General features: G+C 61.0%; 23 protein-coding genes and 1 pseudogene. 10 read left to right on the top strand and 14 right to left on the bottom strand.

Features of this window, described 5'->3' with window-relative positions; all coding sequences use genetic code 11:
• Positions 1-7: 7 nt before the first annotated feature.
• Entirely contained in the window at positions 8-766 is a 759-nt protein-coding gene (locus HW452_RS00310; RefSeq protein WP_317986297.1) for a winged helix-turn-helix domain-containing protein, read from the bottom strand.
• 230 nt (positions 767-996) lie between these two features.
• Here HW452_RS00310 and HW452_RS17525 point away from each other — a divergent pair, with 230 nt between their 5' ends.
• Complete coding sequence (locus tag HW452_RS17525; RefSeq protein WP_263433502.1) at positions 997-1,131, top strand: hypothetical protein; 135 nt, start codon at positions 997-999, stop codon at positions 1,129-1,131.
• Positions 1,132-1,203: 72 nt separating this feature from the next.
• Here the strand turns inward: HW452_RS17525 and HW452_RS00305 are convergent, their stop codons facing one another.
• The 5 genes and pseudogenes from HW452_RS00305 to HW452_RS00285 form a co-directional block, all read right to left on the bottom strand.
• On the bottom strand, positions 1,204-1,383 hold the full coding sequence (locus tag HW452_RS00305; RefSeq protein ID WP_224104114.1) for a PLDc N-terminal domain-containing protein: 180 nt from the start codon (positions 1,381-1,383) through the stop codon (positions 1,204-1,206).
• Between the two features lie 71 nt (positions 1,384-1,454).
• Positions 1,455-1,964, bottom strand: a complete 510-nt coding sequence (locus HW452_RS00300) for a retropepsin-like aspartic protease family protein (RefSeq protein ID WP_224104113.1) — start codon at positions 1,962-1,964, stop codon at positions 1,455-1,457.
• 22 nt (positions 1,965-1,986) lie between these two features.
• Positions 1,987-3,333 carry an MFS transporter gene (locus tag HW452_RS00295; protein WP_224104112.1) on the bottom strand — a complete coding sequence of 449 codons (1,347 nt, stop codon included), beginning with the start codon at positions 3,331-3,333 and terminating at the stop codon, positions 1,987-1,989.
• A gap of 352 nt (positions 3,334-3,685) precedes the next feature.
• Positions 3,686-4,008, bottom strand: a pseudogene (locus HW452_RS00290) (hypothetical protein); the annotation flags it as partial.
• Positions 4,009-4,469: 461 nt separating this feature from the next.
• A complete protein-coding gene (locus HW452_RS00285) occupies positions 4,470-4,634 on the bottom strand; it encodes a hypothetical protein (protein WP_224104111.1) in 165 nt (54 codons plus the stop codon).
• Between the two features lie 127 nt (positions 4,635-4,761).
• Here HW452_RS00285 and HW452_RS00280 point away from each other — a divergent pair, with 127 nt between their 5' ends.
• Positions 4,762-5,130 carry a hypothetical protein gene (locus HW452_RS00280; protein ID WP_224104110.1) on the top strand — a complete coding sequence of 123 codons (369 nt, stop codon included), beginning with the start codon at positions 4,762-4,764 and terminating at the stop codon, positions 5,128-5,130.
• A gap of 51 nt (positions 5,131-5,181) precedes the next feature.
• Here the strand turns inward: HW452_RS00280 and HW452_RS00275 are convergent, their stop codons facing one another.
• From HW452_RS00275 to trmB, 6 genes are all read right to left on the bottom strand, one after another.
• Positions 5,182-6,075 carry an AEC family transporter gene (locus HW452_RS00275; protein ID WP_224104109.1) on the bottom strand — a complete coding sequence of 298 codons (894 nt, stop codon included), beginning with the start codon at positions 6,073-6,075 and terminating at the stop codon, positions 5,182-5,184.
• A gap of 80 nt (positions 6,076-6,155) precedes the next feature.
• The gene (gene glnE / locus HW452_RS00270) at positions 6,156-9,113 is read right to left on the bottom strand and encodes a bifunctional [glutamate--ammonia ligase]-adenylyl-L-tyrosine phosphorylase/[glutamate--ammonia-ligase] adenylyltransferase (protein WP_224104108.1); all 2,958 of its coding nucleotides are present in this window, start codon (positions 9,111-9,113) and stop codon (positions 6,156-6,158) included.
• Between the two features lie 24 nt (positions 9,114-9,137).
• On the bottom strand, positions 9,138-9,509 hold the full coding sequence (locus tag HW452_RS00265) for a diacylglycerol kinase (protein ID WP_224104107.1): 372 nt from the start codon (positions 9,507-9,509) through the stop codon (positions 9,138-9,140).
• Between the two features lie 29 nt (positions 9,510-9,538).
• Complete coding sequence (dacB, locus tag HW452_RS00260; RefSeq protein ID WP_224104106.1) at positions 9,539-11,011, bottom strand: D-alanyl-D-alanine carboxypeptidase/D-alanyl-D-alanine endopeptidase; 1,473 nt, start codon at positions 11,009-11,011, stop codon at positions 9,539-9,541.
• 11 nt (positions 11,012-11,022) lie between these two features.
• Positions 11,023-11,352 (bottom strand): DMT family transporter, encoded by a 330-nt coding sequence (locus HW452_RS00255; protein WP_224104105.1) that lies wholly within the window; start codon positions 11,350-11,352, stop codon positions 11,023-11,025.
• Positions 11,349-12,014: a tRNA (guanine(46)-N(7))-methyltransferase TrmB gene (trmB, locus tag HW452_RS00250; RefSeq protein WP_224104104.1), complete on the bottom strand. Its 666-nt coding sequence runs from the start codon at positions 12,012-12,014 to the stop codon at positions 11,349-11,351. Before trmB ends, HW452_RS00255 begins: the two co-directional genes overlap by 4 nt.
• 209 nt (positions 12,015-12,223) lie before the next feature.
• Here trmB and HW452_RS00245 point away from each other — a divergent pair, with 209 nt between their 5' ends.
• The 8 genes from HW452_RS00245 to HW452_RS00210 all read left to right on the top strand — a co-directional run bounded on the left by HW452_RS00245 (position 12,224) and on the right by HW452_RS00210 (position 19,926).
• Complete coding sequence (locus tag HW452_RS00245) at positions 12,224-14,107, top strand: beta-ketoacyl synthase (RefSeq protein ID WP_224104563.1); 1,884 nt, start codon at positions 12,224-12,226, stop codon at positions 14,105-14,107.
• A complete protein-coding gene (gene coaD, locus HW452_RS00240) occupies positions 14,104-14,598 on the top strand; it encodes a pantetheine-phosphate adenylyltransferase (protein ID WP_224104103.1) in 495 nt (164 codons plus the stop codon). The genes HW452_RS00245 and coaD overlap by 4 nt, the downstream gene beginning before the upstream one ends.
• Before the next feature lie 80 nt (positions 14,599-14,678).
• Positions 14,679-14,927 carry a YfhL family 4Fe-4S dicluster ferredoxin gene (locus HW452_RS00235; RefSeq protein ID WP_224104102.1) on the top strand — a complete coding sequence of 83 codons (249 nt, stop codon included), beginning with the start codon at positions 14,679-14,681 and terminating at the stop codon, positions 14,925-14,927.
• Between the two features lie 13 nt (positions 14,928-14,940).
• Positions 14,941-16,230 carry an MATE family efflux transporter gene (locus tag HW452_RS00230; protein WP_224104101.1) on the top strand — a complete coding sequence of 430 codons (1,290 nt, stop codon included), beginning with the start codon at positions 14,941-14,943 and terminating at the stop codon, positions 16,228-16,230.
• Between the two features lie 125 nt (positions 16,231-16,355).
• Positions 16,356-17,666: a short-chain fatty acid transporter gene (locus HW452_RS00225; protein WP_224104100.1), complete on the top strand. Its 1,311-nt coding sequence runs from the start codon at positions 16,356-16,358 to the stop codon at positions 17,664-17,666.
• Positions 17,667-17,736: 70 nt separating this feature from the next.
• Positions 17,737-18,273, top strand: coding sequence for an acyl-CoA thioesterase (locus HW452_RS00220; RefSeq protein WP_224104099.1), 537 nt, complete (start codon positions 17,737-17,739; stop codon positions 18,271-18,273).
• A 44-nt stretch (positions 18,274-18,317) separates the two neighbouring features.
• Entirely contained in the window at positions 18,318-19,322 is a 1,005-nt protein-coding gene (locus HW452_RS00215) for an ion transporter (RefSeq protein WP_224104098.1), read from the top strand.
• Positions 19,315-19,926 (top strand): LysE family translocator, encoded by a 612-nt coding sequence (locus tag HW452_RS00210; protein ID WP_224104097.1) that lies wholly within the window; start codon positions 19,315-19,317, stop codon positions 19,924-19,926. The genes HW452_RS00215 and HW452_RS00210 overlap by 8 nt, the downstream gene beginning before the upstream one ends.
• Here the strand turns inward: HW452_RS00210 and HW452_RS00205 are convergent.
• Complete coding sequence (locus tag HW452_RS00205; RefSeq protein ID WP_224104096.1) at positions 19,923-20,276, bottom strand: I78 family peptidase inhibitor; 354 nt, start codon at positions 20,274-20,276, stop codon at positions 19,923-19,925. The two genes, HW452_RS00210 and HW452_RS00205, sit on opposite strands and share 4 nt — an antisense overlap.
• Positions 20,277-20,370: 94 nt before the next feature.
• A complete protein-coding gene (locus tag HW452_RS00200; RefSeq protein WP_106373812.1) occupies positions 20,371-20,502 on the bottom strand; it encodes an entericidin A/B family lipoprotein in 132 nt (43 codons plus the stop codon).
• Positions 20,503-20,549 lie beyond the last annotated feature (47 nt).

Raw genomic sequence — 20,549 nt, 5'->3', positions numbered from 1 at the left:
ACGTTCATCAGCTGTCTTTCACGAAGAGATAGCCTTTACTGCGCACGGTCTTGATGCGGTGGGGCTGGTTGGGGTCGTCGCCAATCTTGGGCCGGATGCGCGACACTCGTACATCGATGGAGCGGTCCTGGCCGTCGTACTTGATACCGCGCAGCTCGGTAAATATCTCTTCACGGGTCAGCACTCGTCCTGCGTTGCGTGCCAGCAGCCACAAGAGATCGAACTCGGCGCTGGTCAGGTCGATACGCTCGCTGGCAAGCCAGGCTTCGCGAGTCGCGTTATCGATTTCCAGGTTATCAAAGCGCAGGCGCATCTCGCCGTTGGGGGCCGGGCCGTCGGCGCGACGCAGCAAGGCACGCATGCGGGCCAGCAACACCCGAGGCTGGACGGGCTTTGGCACGTAGTCGTCCGCCCCCATCTCGAGTCCCAGAATCTGATCAAGGTCGTCGGTACGCGCCGTCATCATCATGATGGGGCCGGCGAAATTGGGACGGACACGGCGGCAGATGGAGAGGCCGTCTTCGCCGGGTAGCATCAGATCCAGAATCACCAGATCCGGCTGCAGAGTCAGAATACGATCGGCGCCCTTGGCACCGTCGGCTTCCAGAGTGACCTGGAAACCGTTAGCTTCAAGATAGTCACGCGTGAGCTCGGCAAGCCGCTGGTCGTCTTCGATAATCAGGACATGATCCTGATCAGGATAGTCAGGCATCACGGTTTCCTGTGATTCAAGCGCCTGAAATTGCTCTTCCAAGTGATTTACCATCTCATCCCTCACTCTGCCTGGGCAGTCCGTCATCCATCCATCTGCCCGTTATAAAAAAAGCAGGCTATCACCTGTTCATACGATACCTTGAAATCCTTGACCGCCTGATGCTGCTGCAGTATGCCTTTTCGCGTTTCGCAGGCCCTCGCGTCCTCTTGATTCTTCTACCGGCGAGGACTAATGTAAGGGCAAGAAAGCAGGCTGTCGACAATCAGACAGGAGGTTGAGCCATGGGAGATGGCAAGGCGAAAAGTGTTATCAAGCGTATTTACGTTCCCACTCAGGTGCGCGACCTGCCCAATGGGGAAAAGCTGAAAATTCCGGGGCATTATAAGGCGCCACCGAATCAGGGAAATAGCGCGTAGCCATACATCGTAATAGAAAAGGCAGGCGCAAGGCCTGCCTTTTTTAATACAAGACGTATTTCAGAAGTGGCGCTACCCTTTTGGCCCCATCAACAGCCAGATGATCAGCCCGACCAGCGGGAAAAACAGCAGGGCCAGTATCCACAGAAGCTTGGCAACGCCTCCGGCCGAACTCTTGGCAACCTTGACGATGGCCCATACCAGAATGATGAGCCAGATAAGACCTAACAATCCACCTACTTCGATACCCATAGCAGTTCCTTAGCGTGTTGTATCCATGAGCTTTCAGCTAAGCACATGACCGCCATGTTCACAAGCAGCGTTCAAGAGTCGGGCAGGCTCAGGACCATTTCGCCGCCGCGTATCTCGATGTTGAGCAGGTGCAGAAAACTCATGCCCAGCAGTACCGTATCGTCATCCATGCCGGGGCTGATGGAGCCTTGGACGTTGCTTGCCCGAATACCACCAAGCACTACTTCATCGAGCTCGGTAAGGTGGCCCTGCACCCGACCATTGGCAGTGCTGAACCAGGCGTTGCGCCCACGCTCCAGGCCCAACTGGCGAGCCAGCTGGTCCGAGACGGCCACATAGGTAGCACCAGTATCCAGCAGGAACCTGACCGGCTCGCCGTTGATTTCACCAGGCGCTTCAAAATGCCCCGAGCGGTTACGCTTGAGCGTCACCGGACTACCGTCGGAGGCGGACTGCACGATATGCGCATTGGGCGTCATGATCTTTTCCATACCGCCATCCAGCCACCACGTTCCAAGCCCGATGAGCAGTACCCAGAAAAGCATCATCATCACGATGCCGCCACGCTGTGCTGAATGCATTATAGGCTCCCTGCTTGGTGTGTTAGGCGCTCTTCCAGGCAATGGCGGCCTCGCGGCCGCGGCGCTCGTTGACGCGTGCACAGACCAGCATGGCCACCACAAAAAGGCCGACACATAAAAGAATAGACGCCTGCAGACCAATCATTGCCTGCAGCACACCCAGCATCACGATTCCCAGCACCCCGGCAAGCTTGTTGGCCAGCCCCCAGAAGCCAAAGAACTCGGCGGATTTTTCAAGCGGCGAGAACAGCCCCACCAGCGCCCGGCTAGCCGATTGGCTGGAACCCAGGCTGAGACCTGCCAGACAGCCCACGACCAGAAATACGTACTGAGCCTGCCACTGCCAGCCAAACCATGCGCTTGCCAGCGTGGCTATTTCCGGCGTGGCCCAGATGGCAATGATGGCCATTACCCAAAGCCCGAGGGTGACCTGATAGGTACGCTTGGCCCCCAGGCGGTCCTGAAGCCAGCCAAATCCCAGGGCACCTGCTGCCGCGGTGACCTGGACGATGATGAACATGATGTTGCGCACGCTCTCGTCCCAGCCAATGACCTGGGCGCCGTAAATGAACGCAAAGGCAATGATGATGTAGACCCCGGCCATGGAAAACAGCAAAGAGATCAAGAACACCGTCAGATCCTTGAAATAGCGCAACTCGCGCAAGGTCGAATGAACACGCTGCCGAGCGATTCGCCAGTACGCCACGCCGGAGGGTTTCGGAGTACCGCGCTCCTTGAGCCACAAGAAGGTAGGCAAGGCAGTCACCAGGAAAAAACCTGCCGCGAAAGGTCCTACCCAGCGTATGCGCTCAAAGTTTTCCGCTGTGGCCTCGCCAAGCATCAAGAGCGTGAAACCGGCGGCAAACAACCCGCCGATATAGCCAAGCGACCAGCCGAAACCGGAAATCTTGCCAAGCTTCTCCGGCGGGCCAAGCTCCGGCAGAAAGGCGGCAATAAAGGATTCGCCCATGGAGTAGGCATAGTTGGACACCACGATCAGCACAAGCCCCATGACGACATACCCAGGCGCCACGAAGTAGAGCATCGCGGTGGTAGCAACCGTGGCGAGATAGCTGAGCATCAAAAAGCGCTTCTTTTCCGCTCGGTAATCCATCACCGCACCACACAGCGGCGCGGTGATCACCACCATCAGGTAGCTGATCGCCAATGCAAGGCTCCACAGGAAGTTGGCCAGTCGAAAGCCGTCGCCCCGATCACCCACGATGACCGTGGTAAACAGCTCGCCAAAGACGACGGTGATAATCAGCAGGGTATACGCCTGGTTGGCGAAGTCGAACATGGCCCAGCCCACTATTTCCCGGCGCGAGGCATAGGCAGCGGGGGCCTTGGCAGCATCATCTAGCAACATACGGGCTCTCTTGTAAGGGCAACAGGCAGGTATCGACCTGCGGGGCAACGATCAACGCCGCTTCATGGCGGGTAAGCATACTGCGAAAGCAAACGCCCGGCCTATAGCCGGGCGCTTTGACTAGCGTTACAACAGGTTGGCCTATAAAAGCCAATGTGCCAAGACAGCAGAAAGCCCGACGACCAACGCCGTGACCACAGCCACGGTGACTATCCTGTCGAGCCAGCGGTCCAGCCAGCGCTCAAGTGCTGCTCCCTTGGGCTGGCGCCGCGTGGCACCGTGTCGCCCCTGCCGAGCCATCAGCATCCCCGCTCCATGTGTCTGCTCCTGAAGGCCTGATCAATACCCTGTAACTATGGATACGCCGATTGACGATACTCGGCATACGCCGCAGACGCTCTTCTTTGCCCACCTGCTCGGCTTCAAAAGCGTCGCCACCCACCGGCGTTTCGCCATGGCGACGACACAGCTGCGTCAGCATGGCTTCACGGTGAGCACGCAGCTCGCGCACCAGCACGATCACCATCATATACAGAATAAAGGTAAACGGCAGTGCCGCAAGTACCGATGCCGACTAAAGCCCGGCAAGGCGGTAGCCGCCGCCAGGCCAACGTTATCGCCGTTGAGTTCCATGTTCAGCGCCGCGCCGCCAAATACGCCAATCCACAGGCAAGCAAAGGCGACACCAGCAGCACGCCAAACCCTGCCGCCAGCAGCATGCTTATTCAGGAAAAGAAGCTGTAGTTGGTAGTTGGGCGTACTGTCCGAAGGCCCATCTTCGCATACTTGCTGAACGCAAGGGGAAACAAAAAAGATGACAGATCCGAATACCGAGATCCGATCAAACCAGCCGAAAAACCGTGTTACGGTGTCCAGTGCCGTTTCAGAACCATTCAGTATGAGCAACATTAGCGCCTTGTACGCTGGGATATCGCTCAGGCCGCCCGCTGGCAATCACGTTGCCCTGCACATCGGCAACCCACAGATCCAGATAAACCGTGTAAGAGCGTAGAATCGTCGCCAAACGGGTGCTTGCATGAGTACAGTGTGACTGACTGGCCGTCTGAGCAGCTTCCACAACGGCGCTATCCGTGGCCCACCAGCGTACATCACAGGAGCGCTCATACAGGTTACGGTCAATGATCTCGACGGCATTGAGGGCGATATCCGTAAGCAGCCTCGATACGGGTATTCAGTGCCAGAATTTCGGTCTGCTGCATGATTTTCTCAATCATGCCGATCTTCTCCTGTGTAATGGTGGCGATATCGTAGGCGAGACTTAAGACGCTGTTATCCTGCATGGGCGTTCCTTTTGATGATTAAAAGCCATACAACCCCTGCTTATTCTCAAGCAAGATATACGCCAGCTACCAATGAACTTGCCAGGCTAGCTGTGTTCCAATAAGGCAAACGACGATGGAGGCTTTTATGCCACAGATGAATCGCGACCAACGCAACGCTGCCTGGCAGGCCGCCCACCAGTGGCGGGCACGTGCCGCGCAGACCCGACCCACCGGATTGATGGGTAGCCTGAAGCTTTTATTAACGTGGCTGGCGTTTGGTGCATTGATGGTGGTTGGCGTGGTGCTTGGCCTGATCTTTCTTCTGATCGGCTGGGCGATGATGCCTTTCGTGCGTCACAAGATGAAAAAGCGCATGGAGCAGATGCGTGCCGACCAGGCCCAGGATATTGGCGGTGGCTATGCTCATACGCATGCCCGGCCCGAGCCCCGTTCAAATCATCAGGACGCGCTGGAGGGCAGTTATGAAGTCAAACAGGAAACGCCACCCCGCTAAGCCGGAATTAGAGCGCTCTTACTCCTCTCTGAAACAGATCGGGTCGCTTTTTTAAAGCGGCGCATATACCCATGAAAATGCAGCTGCCAGCGTAAGCGGCATCACGATCAGGCTTCCCAGGTTGCCGATAAGCACCAACGAGGCCACTTTCTGGGGGGCAAGCTTGAACTGCTCGGCCACCAGATAGTTGAGCACCGCAGGCGGCAAGGCGGAAAACACCAGAAGCGCCGCCATCTGAAGCGACTCCAGTGGAAGTAGCCACATCAACGGCAGGCCAATCATCAGCCCGGAAAGTGGACAAAGTACCGCGCCCAGCAGGCCCGTGCGCCAGTCACCCAGATCCACGTCCAGAAGCCGCACGCCCAAGGCAAACAGCATCAGAGGAATACACACCCCGCCAAGCATGTGCATGGCTTCCAGCAGCCAGCCCGGTAGCCCCACCCCGCTCACGTTCACCACAAGCCCGGCCAGGCTTGCCGCCACGATGGGCATGCGCAGGATGTGCCACATCGGGGCGCGCGGGTTGATCATGTAAAGCCCCACCGAGAAATGCAGCACCATCTCGACGATAAACAGCACCACCGCTGCCGGCAGCGCCGCCTCACCAAAGGCCAGCACCAGCAGCGGCACGCCCATGTTGCCGGTATTGTTGAACATCATGGGCGGCAGAAAGGTTTTTATATCCAGTTTCAACCAGGACGCCAGCGGCCACAGCACGAGACCCGACCCCAGCACGACGGCGGCGCCGGCAAATCCGAGCCATGCGTAATCCGCCAGCGGCGCCTGACGGTCGGCCAGTACCGCAAACACCAGCAGAGGAACGAACAGCTCCATGTTCAGGGTGTTGAGACTGCTGATATCCGGCGTGCGAAAACGCCCATAGAGCGCCCCGCTGCCGGCAATCAGGAACACCGGCAGCAGAGTGGCCAGAATATGCCCCATCATGGAGTGCGCCCCGGTTGGCGTGGGTACATGGTCACATCACTTGTTGTTATGGTGTGGGCACCGCCACTTCACCCCCCTGTTCAGGGTTCAAGAAAGCGCTGCCAGAGTGCGCCTACCGCTGCCCGGTGCACCTTGAAGTCCTCCGCTTCGCCCATGGCCTTTTCGCCGGTCAGCGCACCGCGATGGGTGCGGCTGCGGTAGGCAAGATACGCCTGCTTGAGCTGTTCGCCCTCCTCGGCAGGTAAGTACCCACTATCAGTCAGCGTCTCCAGAATGCGGATATTGTCGCTATAGGTCAGCAGCGCCGGCGTCTGGTGAGCAAGCGCTAACACCGCGTACTGGCAGAGAAACTCGATATCCACCATGCCGCCCGCATCATGCTTGAGATCAAAGCGGGTATCCGGCGTCTTGCTGCCCAGATGATCGCGCATCTTGTGACGCATGGTTACCACGTCGTCACGCAGGGTCTGGGTATCGCGCTGGCGTCCGAGTACCTCGCCACGAATCTCATCGAAGCGCTTGGCAAGCGTCGCGTTTCCCGCCACGACGCGGGCACGCACCAATGCCTGGTGCTCCCAGGTCCAGGCGCTCTGCTGCTGGTAGTCGGCAAAGGCATCGAGCGAGGTAACCAGAAGGCCCGCGTTGCCCGACGGGCGCAGGCGCATGTCGACCTCATACAGGCTGCCGGCAGGCGTCACCGCGGTGAGCAGATGAATGATCCGCTGGCCCAGGCGGGTAAAGAACAGCGGCGTATCGATCGGTCGCGCGCCGTCGGTGGTGCCCTTACCGTCGCTGTCGTGAAGGAATACAAGGTCAAGGTCCGAGCCATAGCCAAGCTCGATACCGCCGAGCTTGCCGTAGCCTAGAATCAAAAACGCCGGCTCGCGCGCATTGAGCCCCTGAGGGGCGCCATGCTTGCGGGTCACATGCTTCCAGGCCATGGCCAGTACGGCGTCGAGGATTACCTCGGCGATATAGGTGAGGTAATCGCTCACTTTCATCAAGTGGCGTGTACCCGCCACGTCCGAGGCGGCCACGTGAAGCATCTGCGCATGCTTGAATACGCGCAGCGCTTCCAGCTGGGCCTCTTCATCCTCCTCCGGCAAGCGGCTGAGCGTCTGGCGCAGCTCGTCGGCCAGACGCGACTTGTCGGCCGGCGTATAGAGCGTCTCGGGCGTCAGCAGCTCATCGAGCAGGATGGGATAGCGCGCCAGCCGCTCGGCAATCCAGGGGCTGGCCACGCACAGGCGCATCAGGTGCTCCAGGGCGTGAGGGTTTTCACGCAGCAACGCCAGATACGCCGTGCGCCGCAGGACCGATTCGATCAGCGGCTGTACGCGGGCAAGCGCGATATCCGGCATCTCGTTTTCGGCCACGGCGGCCAGCAGCAGCGGCATCAGCGCATCCAGGCGCTCAAAGCCGATCCGCTGCATGCTCTGCACCTGGCGCGAATGGTAAAGGCTCTGCAGGCGCTTGAGCACTTTATCAGGCTCGGCAAAGCCGGAGTCGCGCAGGTAGGCCACCGCGTCCTCCTGGTCGAGCTCGTTGCGCCATATCAGCCGCCACTGGGCCGGCGCCAGGCGGCTCTCTTTACCCGCCTCCTCGGCCTCTTCCTCTTCCGGGTCGGCAATCACCGCGTCGAAGTGGCGGCGTACGCGTTCGCGTGCTGCCTCGAGTGCGCCGATCAGCGCCGGCCAGTCGGCATACCCCAGGGCAAAGGCAACGCGCGCCTGATCGAGCTCATCGACGGGCAGCGTCTGGGTCTGGCGATCTTCAAGGGCCTGCAGCACGTGCTCGATATCCCGCAGAAAGGCGTAGTCGGGCAGCAGCTCATCCACCACGGCCTGGGGCAGAAGGCCCAGTTGAGGCAGGCGGTTGAGCGCCTGTTGCAACGAGGTGATCTGCAGTTCGGTGTCGCGGCCGCCGCGAATCAGTTGAAACGCCTGTGCCACGAACTCCACTTCACGAATGCCACCGGGGCCAAGCTTGATATTGCTCTGCATGCCCTTGCGCTTCACTTCGCGGTTGATCATGGCCTTCAGTTCACGCAGCGATTCGATGGCACCGAAGTCGAGATAGCGGCGGTAAACGAAAGGCCTGAGGCTAGCCAGAAGCTCGGTGCCAGCGTCGATATCACCCGCTACCGGGCGCGCCTTGAGCATGGCGTAGCGCTCCCATTCGCGCCCCTGGTCCTGATAGTAGCTCGAGAGCATGGAAAAACTGCCCACCAGCGGCCCGCCATCGCCGAGCGGACGCAGGCGCATGTCCACCCGAAACACGAACCCGTCGGCGGTCATCGCATCGAGCGCGGCAATCAGCTTCTGGCCCAGCTTGGTGAAATACTCCTGATGCTCAAGCGACTTGCGCCCGCCCTGGGTGTCGCCCTTTTCGGGAAAGGCAAAGATCAGGTCGATATCCGAGGAGAGGTTGAGCTCCCCCGCCCCGAGCTTGCCCATGCCCAGTACCACCAGGCGCTGGGGAGTGCCGTCGGCCCGTGCAGCGGGCACTCCCCAACGGCCGGCATAGAACTGCTCGAGCCAACCAAGCGCCCCCTCAAGGCACAGCTCGGCCAGCTGGGAAACCGCCTGGGCGGTGTGCCACATGGTATAGCCCGCCGGGCGGTTCATGTCGCGCCACACGATACCCAGCATGCGTGCCCGACGAAAACGTCGCAGCGCTCGCTGCATGGCAGCCTCATCCTCGGCGCCCTCAAGCGCCACCTCAAGCCACTGCTGCAGGTCGCGGCGCGTCGGCATCGCGTCAAGCTCGCCGCGGGTATCGAGCTCGGCCAGCCAGCCGGGATAGCGCGCCAGCGTATCGAGTGCAAAGGTGGATACCGTGACGACACGGGTCAGCGCTTCGCGGCGCGGCTCGCCAAGCGCCTGCCAGTACCGGGATGGCAGCGGCTGCTTCGTCATCGAGGCGACGTTATCCGCCTGGCCAAGCGCATCGTTGAGTCGCTGGTTCGCCTTTTGCGCCGCCCCGGCAAGCGCCTCAGACAGGACATTCTCGGATAAAGCACCATCGCCATGTTGCATAACCACCTCATTGCCAAGAAGGCTCTAGCCGAAGAATCTTTGCCAGCCAAGCAGGCCCCAGGTAAGTCCAGCCATGATCAGCGAGAGCATCACCGCCGCGGAGCCGATATCCTTGGCCCGCCCGGAAAGCACGTGATGCTCGGTACCGATACGATCAACGACATTCTCGATCGCGCTGTTCAAGAGCTCGACGATCAGTACCAGAAACAGGCTGCCCACCAGCATCAGCCAACTGATCGCGTCGCTGCTGAGCCACCAGGCAAAGGGCAGCATGATCGCTGCAATGCCGACCTCCTGGCGAAAGGCCGTCTCGTTGCGAAAGGCGGCTTTCAACCCTTTCCAGGAGTATCGCGTCGAGTGCATCAAATGGGTTAGACCGGTGTGCCCTGGTTTCATGCAGCTTGCCTCACATGCACGTAAAAGAATCAGTTCGCCAGAATCATCGCATCCAGATCGAGCGACAGCGGATCCAGCACCTCGGGCCAGCTTAAATAAGGTGTGTTACCACTTCCGTTCACCAGCACACTAAATACGCCCCAACGTCCGGTCGCTGTACGAAAGTAGCCTGCCGCTGCGCGAACCGCAAAGGGCTGGTTGAGCGTTCCCGTCTTCAGCATGACGTTATTCTGAAACGTGGGCGAGCCTCGCTTTATAAAACGCATGACACCGTTGGCCGGTGACTGAAAGGCGGCCACGAAGCTTGGGAACAGCGCACTCTGGCGATACATGTCTTCGAGCATCACGTTGACGCCGTGGGCCGAGGTTCGGTTCTCCGTGGTCAGCCCGCTGCCGCTGTAAAGCGTGAGTGGCCCATGGCCCGGCAGCTGTTGGGCATAGGTCTCGATGGCGGCCCCGGCCTGACGCAGCTGCGCCTGCGGCGTTTGTACCAGGTTCAAGGCGAGTACATCGGCCATGTAGTTGTTGGAGTAGTTCATGGTCCGCAGCAAGAGCTCCTGCAGCGGCTGGCTATCCACGGCGGCCAGACGCCGAGCGCTGCCGGCAGGCTGCATGGTGGTCAAGCGCCAGGGGTCGCGCACCACGATGCCTGCCTGGTTCAACATGCCAAGCAGCACCTGGGCCGTCTCCTCGGCGGCATCGCTCGCGCCGCGGTAGATGTCCTGAGCCATGGCGTTGGTCGAGATCTGGCCGGTGAGGCGCATCATGTCACCCCGCTCATCGGTGATGCGCTCGGCACTGATCTCGGTGCCGCTGTTGGCAGGCCGGGTAACGACCTGGTTGTCAATGGCGATCAGCGGCTGCTGGCTATCGCACAGCCCGGTGCGCGCGGGCTCGCCGGCAACGCTGGATGGTGCCACGTTGACGCACCAGTTGCCGAAGTTCACCCCCGCCGAGCTCAGCGGCGCGCTGTAGGCATTGGTCACTCGGGCGCGCGCATTGCAGCGGTCACTGGTAATGCACTCTACCGGGCCAAAGCGCCACTGGCTAACGACCAGGGCGCCATCGACCTCGCGGACACCGGCCAGCTGCAGGCGCTGCACCAGGCGCCACAGGTTCTCCGTGGTAAGCCCCGGATCGCCACCGCCTTCGAATACCAGATCGCCGCGCAGCACGCCGTTATCGATATGGCCACTGCTGACCAACTGGCTGGTGAAGCGGTGCTGAGGGCCAAAGCGGTTGAGCAGCGCAGCGGCCATGTACGCCTTGGTGACCGAGGCAGGCGCCATCTGCCGCTCCGGGTTCAAGCTTCCCAGGGTAACGGGGGCGCTGCTATCCAGCAGGCGCGCCTCGGCACTGATCGAAAAGCCCTTTTCCTGCAGTTGGCCCAGGCGGGTGAAATCGGCCAGGGCCGATGCACAGACGCTCAGCGCGGCCGCCGCCACACCAGCCAGCAAGCAGACGCGCCACGGGCGCGCCGCTGATTTAGACAAGTAAGTCACGTTAATACGCCTCAATGCACACTCATTTTGGAAAATACTTGCAGCACGACGACCCCGGCCACAATCAGACTTAGGCCTATCACGCCGGGCAGGTCGGGCCTTTCACCGAACGCGTACACGCCCAGCAGCGTAACCAGCACGATCCCCAGCCCCGACCATATTGCGTAGGCGATACCGACGGGCAGCGTACGCAGCACCAGGCTGAGCAGATAAAAGGCCAGTCCGTAGCCGATCACCACGAGCATACTGGGCAGTGGCCGGGTAAAGCCCTCGGAAGCCTTGAGGGCGCTGGTGGCGATTACTTCGGCCACGATGGCCATAACCAGATAAACAAACGTCATGTCCGCTCCAGATCAACCCGCAGGCGCCAGAGTGTCTGGCCGCTTTGGGCGTACTTGGCTTCAAACGGGGTCAGGTACTCGCCTTCAGGCTGCCATACCCCTGTTTCAGCCTGCTTACCGGTTACCTGGGCCACTGCCAGGGCAAACTCCTCGACATACAGCTGCCAGTTGGAGCGCAGCTCCAGCTGGCCACCAAGCGCCAGGAGCGTGGGCAATACCGGATGGCCATGCCAGCGCATCTTCAGATGGGCCCCCTTGGGGTACGGGTTGGGGTACAAAAGGTAGTGGCGCGCCGGCGCCCAGCCCGCCCGCTCGGCCAGCCGCCAGAAATCGATCAGATCGGCCCGCACCAGCAGCGCGTTATCCGGCAATGCGCCGTGGTCGCGCCCCAGACGGTCCTCGCTGCGGTCTACGCCGATTACCGCGTGGTCAGGGAACCGTACCGCCAGTTGGCGGGTCGAAACGCCAACGCCACACCCTGCATCCAGAACAAGCGGGGCCTGGCGGGCCTGATACCAGGCGTGCGCCTGCTCGAATGCCTGTTGCGTGTGTTCGGCAATGGGCTTGCGCAACGGCTGAGCAAGCGCCCGGTCTACCCGGCGTGCCAGATCATGATGCGGGCCCGGCTGATTGGATATGACGGGTCGTGAATTGTACTGCATGCCATCGCTCGGATTGAAAAGAGGTGATTCTATCAGTCTCCGATGCTTGCAGCATGACGCCGTTGGGCGCCCGGTGCTATGATCACGCCCACGACATTTATTAAGCTCGGTGACACGTTGCGATTTTGCGTATCACTGACAATAACGATCATCAAAAACCACCGCACCACGAGGAACCCGGCTTGTCACACTTACCGGTGATTGTCGGCATGGGCGGCATCAATCCCGCCGGCAGAACCTCGGGCCATCAGGCCTTTTGCCGCACCGTGCTCGATGCCCTTCCCGCCGCTCAGCAGCGCCAGACACTGGAGGGCCTGGCGGCCCTCATGCAGCTTGTCGAGCACTCCGAAAAAGGGTGGCACGACCATACGGGCCAGCCTGTCGACTCGCCTGCTCAGTCGCTGCGCGACCAGGTGCTGAACCACACCCTGATTCGCCGTAACGAGGATCCCAAGTTCCTCGACTCCGGCCTGCCTGCCAACCGTCAGGCCAGCCTGCAGCTTGCCGAGCCGCTGCGCTTCACCCTGCGCCGGCGCCAGCTACCCGACAACCTGCCGGACACCTGGCAGGTGCGTGAGCTGAGTGCTCGCGAGGTAGAAGTCAGCGTACCGGCCGGCGTGCTGGAAACGCTGCTGCCCGATGCGCAGACACCCAAGGTACGCGCAGCGGCCCAGTTGCCAAGCGGCTTCGACCCGGCAAGCCTGTACCGTAGCGTGCACCATCCGCGCGGGCTGGCCATGGCCGTGTTCGGCGCCAGCGACTGTCTGGGCGCAAGCGGCTTCGCCTGGGAGACCCTGCGCCAGACGCTGAATCCTGACCACATCGCCGTGTATGCGGGCAACTCCATCGGCCAGCTGGATGATGCCGGCTGGGGCGGGCTGCTCAAGAGCCTGGTCAGTGGCCAGCGGGCGACCTCCAAGCAGATGCCGCTGGGCTATGGGCAGATGCCTGCAGACTTCTTGAACGCCTACGTATTGGGAAGTGTGGGCAGCACCGGCGCCGTGCTGGGTGCCTGCGCCAGCTTTCTCTACAACCTGCGCCTGGGAGTCGAGGATATCCGTTCGGGTCGGCGGCGGGTGGTCATGGTGGGCACTGCCGATGCGCCGATCACGCCGGAAATCATCGAAGGCTTCCGCGCCATGGGGGCGCTTGCCGATGATGCCAGCCTGAAGGCGCTGGACGCCCTCGAGCTATTGACCGACGCCGACTATCAGCGCGCCAGCCGCCCCTTTGCACGCAACTGCGGCTTCACCATGGCCGAAGCCAGCCAGTTCGTGCTCCTGATGGATGACGCACTGGCCCTTGAAGTCGGTGCCGACATCCTGGGCGCCGTACCCGATGTATTCGTCAATGCCGACGGTTTCAAGCGTTCGATCTCGGCCCCTGGTATCGGTAACTACATTACCCTTGGCAAGGCGGCGTCGCTTGTGCGTGATATTCTCGGCGACAAGGGCCTCAGGGAGCGCACCTTCCTGCACGCCCATGGCACCAGCACGCCCAAGAACCGCACGACCGAATCCCACGTGCTGGATGAAATTGCTCGCGCCAACGGCATCAAGCACTGGCCCGTGGCGGCCATCAAGGCGTTTATCGGCCACTCGCAGGGCTCCGCTGCCGGCGACCAGCTCGCCAGTGCGCTGGGCAGCTTCGCCTACGACCTGGTGCCCGGTATTCCCACCCTCGATGCGGTGGCCGATGACGTACACGCCGAGCGTCTGCGCTTTTCCCAGACCACCATGGCCTTCAAGGCCGACGCCTCGTTCATCAATGCCAAGGGGTTTGGCGGCAACAACGCCACCGGCGTGGTGCTGTCTCCGGACGTGACCGAGCACCTGCTGCGCCAGCGCCACGGCAGTGCGGCCATCAGCGCCTGGAAGGAGCGCCGCGAGGCCGTACGCACCCAGGCGGCTGCCTACCTCGCCCAGGCAGATAGCGGCCACTACGCGCCCCGCTACCAGTTCGGCGAAGACGTGCTTGAAGGCCCGGAGCTTGAGATTTCCGCTGACCGGATCCATATTCCGGGCTATGCCCAGCCCGTTTCGCTGGCAAGCGACAACCCCTTTGGCCGCATCGACGAGGAGAGCTCGCCATGAGCGCGCCACGCGCCAATATTGCCGTTTACCCCGGCACCTTTGATCCGATCACCAACGGCCACTTCGACCTGATCGAGCGGGCGTCTCGCCTGTTCGACAAGGTGGTGATCGGCGTGGCGGCGAGCCCCAACAAGCGGCCGGCCCTCGACCTGGACACGCGCATCATGCTGGCCAAGGCAACCTGCTCGGCACTTGGCAATGTCGACGCCGTAGGGTTTTCCGGCCTGCTGACTCGCTTCATGCAGGAGCAGCGCGCCACGATCATCCTGCGCGGCCTGCGCGGGGCGTCGGATTTCGAATACGAGCTGCAGCTTGCCAACATGAATCGCGCCCAGAATCCGGAACTCGAAAGCGTCTTTCTGACGCCGGCGGTGGAAAATTCGTATATCTCTTCCACCATCGTGCGTGAAATCGCCAAGCTCGGCGGCGATATTTCATCGCTGGTGCCTTCTCAGGTCGCAGAAGCGCTGCGCAAGCATTACACTACGTAACGACCCACCATTGTTGAGTAAAACGCTCGGGTATCGTTGCAAGACGGACCCGGCGTACCAGCCGTTCGCGAGGTATGCCCATGGCCCTGATGATCACTGATGAATGCATTAACTGCGATGTCTGCGAGCCTGAGTGCCCCAACGATGCGATCTCTCCCGGTGAGGAGATCTACGTCATCGACCCGAACCTGTGTACCGAATGCGTTGGCCACTTCGATGAGCCGCAGTGCCAGCAGGTATGCCCGGTAGACTGTATTCCGCTTGACCCGGCCCGGCCGGAAACGCAGCAGCAGCTTCTGGAGAAGTACCGCATCATCACCGCTGCCTGACCCCAGGCGGCGCATGCGTATATGGGCCATTGCCTGGCCGATCATCCTGTCCAATATCACCGTCCCGCTGCTGGGACTGGTGGATACCGCCGTGGTCGGCCACCTGCCTGATGCGCGCTATTTGGCGGCCGTGACCCTGGGGGCCACGCTGTTCAGCTTTCTCTACTGGGGATTTGGCTTTCTGCGCATGGGCACCACCGGGCTGGTGGCTCAGGCGATGGGGCGCGAAAGTGACGGCGATGTCCAGAACCTGCTTGGTCAATCGCTGATCATTGCCGGCGCCCTTGGCGTCTTGTTGATCGTGTTCTCCACCCCGCTGATTTCGCTTGGTCTCTGGCTGCTCGATGGTAGCGACGTCGCCACACCGCTGGCGCGTGAATACGCCGAGATACGCCTGTGGTCGGCGCCTGCGGTGCTGGCCAACTACGCCATTCTGGGCTGGTTTCTGGGTCAGCAGAACGCCCGCGTGACGCTTGCGATTCTGCTGCTGACCAATACCATCAATATCGTCCTCGACCTGTGGTTTGTGGTGGGGCTTGGCATGACCAGTGATGGTGTTGCCTGGGCGAGCGTGATTGCCGATTACAGCGCGCTGGGCTTTGGAGGTTACCTGGTAGTGCGTCGGCTCACGCAGCTGAGCGGGCACTTCTCCCGCGCGCATCTGCTGGCACTTTCCGCCTATAGCGCGCTGTTCACCATCAATGCCAACCTGTTTGTGCGCACTCTGGGTTTACTGTTCGTGATGGCCTTCTTTACCGCTCAAGGTGCACGCCAGGGCGACACGGTGCTGGCCGCCAACGCGGTGCTCTTGCAGTTCATCATGCTGACAAGCTATGCGCTAGACGGCTTTGCCCACGCCGCCGAGGCGCTGGTGGGCCGAGCCTATGGTCGTCGCCATTGGCAGGAGCTGGCCGCCATCGTTCGTCGGACAGCACTGTTTTCGCTATGGACGGCGGGGGCGGCCGCGCTGCTCTTTGCTCTCGGCGGCAATCAGCTGGTGGCACTGCTGACCGGGCTTGAAGAGGTACGCACCACGGCGGCAAGCTATCTGCCCTGGATGGTGCTCATGCCGCTGATTGCGGTATGGAGCTATCTGCTCGACGGCGTCTTCATCGGCGCCACTGCCGTGCGTGAAATGCGCAACAGCATCTTCATCGCCATGGCGGTGTACCTGCCCGCCTGGTGGCTGACTCAGGGCCTTGGCAACCATGGGCTGTGGCTAGCCTTTACGCTGTTCATTGCCGTGCGCTCGGCAGTGCTGATCGGTTACTACTGCCACTACCGGCGTGTCTACTGGCACTAGATAACAGCCGCTTCACGGCACCGGCCCAACTCTTCGAAACCTGCCAGTTGAAGGTGAAAACCCTTCCGCGCCGCCGTATATTGTGCTGACAACAACTAGCTGACAACAACCAAGAGAGCCCTCTCATGCTTAAAATGATTTCCAAACCGGCCGTCAGGCTGGTCGAGCGCTACCTGCCCGACCCTTACATATTCGTGCTGCTGCTTACCCTGGTGGCAGCAGTGGCGGCCATTGCCGTAGAACGCCAGACACCGCTTGCGGTGATGCGCATGTGGGGGGATGGTTTCTGGGGACTCTTGACCTTCTCCATGCAGATGCTGCTGGTGCTGGTGACCGGTTTCATGCTGGCAAGCTCACCGCCGGTGAAACGCCTTCTGCAACGGCTGGCCGGCACGGCCAGAAGCCCGGGCGGCGCGATCATTCTGGTCACTCTGGTATCGCTTGCCGCCAGCTGGATCAACTGGGGGTTTGGCCTCGTGGTGGGCGCGCTGTTTGCCAAGGAGCTTGCCCGGCTGGTGCGGGTCGATTACCGCCTGCTGGTGGCCAGCGCCTACTCGGGCTTTATCGTCTGGCATGGCGGCCTGGCCGGGTCGGTCCCGCTGACGATTGCCACCGAAGGCCATTTCACTGCCGACCAGATCGGCGTGATCGGCACCGGCTCGACCATTTTTGCCTTCTTCAACCTGGCGATCGTGGTGTGCCTGTTTATCGCCGTGCCGCTGGTCAACCGCCTGATGCTGCCCGATGAAAAGGACAGCGTGCATGTCGACCCGCAACTGCTCGATGATGAGCCCGCGCCAGTGGGCCGGATTACCCGCCCGGCCGAGAAACTCGAAAACAGCATGGCGCTGTCACTGCTGGTGGGTGTACCCGGGCTTGTGTTTCTGCTGGATCACTTCATCCTGCGTGGGGGTGGTCTCAACCTGAACGTCGTCAACTTCCTGTTTCTGTTTCTGGCAATCGTGCTGCACCGTACGCCGCGCAGTCTGCTGACCAGCCTCAATGAAGCCATCAAGGGCGGGGCGGGCATTGTCATCCAGTTTCCCTTTTACGCGGGCATCATGGCGATCATGGTGCAGTCGGGGCTGGCCCAGAGCATGTCGGAGTGGCTGATCTCCTTTGCCACGGCAACGTCGCTGCCGTTCTGGTCGTTTCTGAGTGCTGGCATCGTCAATCTGTTCGTCCCCTCCGGCGGCGGGCAGTGGGCCGTTCAGGCGCCGGTCATGCTGCCGGCGGCCCAGGCGCTGGGCGCGGATATCTCCCGCGTGGCGATGGCGGTTGCCTGGGGCGATGCCTGGACCAACCTGCTGCAGCCCTTCTGGGCACTGCCCGTGCTGGCCATTGCCGGGCTCAAGGCCAAGGACATCATGGGCTTTTGCCTGGTGCAGCTGTTCATTACCGGTATCATTATCTCGGTGGGTCTGGTCTGGTTCTAGTCACCAGGTACTCGACCCTTGGATTCGCTACCCGCCCTGAGCGGGTGGCGCGTATAGACAAGGATTCACTATGTCAGATGCAGCGCAAGCCGCCTTGCCAGGACAGCACGAGCTGTCGATGACCGTTCTCATGACCCCCGACATGGCCAACTTCAGCGGCAAGGTGCACGGCGGGGCCATTCTCAAGAAGCTCGACGAGGTCGCCTACGCCTGCGCCAGCCGCTACTCTGGTCACTACGTGGTAACACTGTCGGTCGACCAGGTACTGTTCAAGCAGCCCATTCATGTTGGCGAGCTGGTCACCTTTCTGGCCTGCGTGAACCATGTAGGTCGCTCTTCCATGGAGATTGGCATCAAGGTGGTGGCCGAGGATATCCGCAACAAGCTGATTCGTCATACCAACAGTTGCTACCTGACCATGGTGGCCGTGGACGCGAACGGCAAGCCCGCAAGCGTTCCGCCGCTGACGCTGACCACGCCGATCCAGAAACTGCGTTTCGAAAAGGCGGCGCTGCGCAAGAAGCATCGCAAGCAGGCGGAACAGGAAGAGAAGATGACCCAGCAGCACTACCAGACCCAGACTGAACCCGGCCAAACGCAGGCTTGACGACCACGCAGCTATTTTGCTCTCACGCCCAACAAGGAGGTTGCATGCCCATCAGGCGGCGCTACCCACAACTGCCCAAGCCCGTCGAGTACGCTCATATCGGCTGGGACCTTATCATCATCATCGCGGTAGTGCTCAACCTGGGGCTTTTGCTGTTTGATTCGCTTTATCTGATCGGGCCGTTCAATCAGGCAGTGGCAAGCCTTGCGCCCGGGTTTCACGCGTTTTACGACAGCGAGGTCCATGACCGCTTCTTTCACATCGATCTGTTCTTTGTCGGTCTGTTCGTGGTCGATATCCTGCTGGGCTGGGCAGCAGCCATTGCCGAGCGGCGTTACCACCGCTGGTTTTTCTACCCCTTCGTTCACTGGTATGACGTGCTGGGCTGTATTCCGTTAAGCGGCTTTCGCCTGTTGCGGGTATTGCGCGTGGTCTCGCTGCTTCACCGTCTGCACCGCCTGGGGCTTGTCAACGTTACCCACTGGCCCATCTACAAGTTCTTCTTCAAGTATTACGACATCCTGCTCGAAGAGCTTTCCGACCGCATCGCCCTGCGCCTGCTGGGCAACGTGCAGCAGCAGATACTGGCCAGCGACTCCCTGACCGAGCGGGTCATCGACCGGGTCATCATGCCACGCAAGGCGGCGCTGATCAGCGAGATCGTCCAGCGCCTGGAGAGCACCGTCGGCGAGGCCTACCAGCTCAATCGCGATACCGCCATGACGGCCATTGACAATCTGGTGACCCGCACGCTGAACGAAAGCCCGGAGATTCAACGCCTGCAACGCCTGCCCATGGGCCAGACCGCCACCAGCGCCATGCAGGCCTCCATCAGCGGTGTTGCCCAACGGCTGGTAGACGAAATGGCGCTCGGCATTCACTCTCCCGAGTTCAGGCAATTCATCGAGCGCACCGCGGACAGCAGCTTTGACAGTTGGCTGAGCGTTGACAAGCAGAGCAACCAGATTACCGAGCAGGTGCTCTACGACATCCTGGAAATGCTCAAGGAGCAGGTCAACCGCCAGCGCTGGAAGGATCGCTATGAGTAGTGAATGGCTGCTTCTGCTGGGCCCCGTGGCTATGTTCATGATGCCGATGACCTTGACGCCAGGGCCCAATAACCTGATGTTGACCGCCTCCGGGGCCAACTTTGGCGTGCGTCGCACCGTGCCCCATATGTGGGGAATCATCGGCGGGTGCTTTCTGCTCTATCTGGCCATTGCGCTGGGCTTGGGTGCGCTGTTCGAGCGTTTTCCCGTACTGCACACGACACTTCGCTGGGTAGGCAGCGCTTACCTGCTTTACCTGGCGTTCAAGATCGCCACGGCGGCGCCGCCCAACGTGCAGAATACCAGCGCCAAGAGCGCACCGCTGACGTTCTGGCAAGCGGCTCTGTTTCAGCTTGCCAACCCCAAGGCTTGGGTGCTGGGGCTTGCGCTCATCGCAGGCTTTCTGCCCGAGAGCGGACCCAAGATCATCAACGCCGTGATTCTTGTGAGCTTTGCCGAGCTGGTTGCCCTGCCGTGTCTTCTGGTATGGGCGAGCTTTGGCATGGCCATCGGCCGCTGGATCAAAACCGCCGCTGCCTGGCGCGCATTCAACGTCACCATGGGCATGTTGACCGCCGCCTGCGTGATATTGATTCTGCGCTAGCCGCAGCGCAGCGCTTCGATGCGCTCGTCGTCATCCACATGAATGTTCAGGCGCTCGGGGCGATGGTCCATCGTCGCCGCATCGCCGGGATGCAGCACGCGAACCTGGCGCGACTGGCTTTCGCTTTGCAGCTGGGGCAGGTTGGCTTCATCGAAGATTTCGCCGAGCGCGTAGTCGACCGCCGCGGCATCACACATCTCGAGCGAAACAGGCTGGGCCGCCTGCTCGCCTGCAAAGGAGTCTTCCACGCCGGTGGCGCAGGCACCCAGCAGCAGGATTGCCCCGCCCGCCACGAGCATTGTCGAGTAGCGTACTGCGCCGCACATGGTGATGTAGTGCCAGGTGGTCATTGGCTTGCCCTTGTTCTGGTTATTCGGGTTACCCGCACACAAAACGGGCCAGGCGTATGCCCGGCCCGCTCGACATCGTCAAGGCATATGCTTTTTAGTCAGCAGCGTCCTGAACCGCCTGCCCGCCGCGCTCCACATCCTTGCCAGCACCGGAAATCGTGTTGCAGCCAGCCAGTGTACCGGCTGCCATCAACAAAATGAGGCTCGTCGCCAAAAGCTTTTTCATGGATGTTCTCCTTAACGTGTCAGTCAACAGCAAAAAGCGCCATGGGC

It is taken from the genome of Vreelandella aquamarina (assembly GCF_020075495.1).
In the GTDB taxonomy this organism is placed as follows: Bacteria; Pseudomonadota; Gammaproteobacteria; order Pseudomonadales; family Halomonadaceae; genus Vreelandella; species Vreelandella aquamarina_A.
This window is presented reverse-complemented; position numbering and strand designations above follow the sequence as displayed.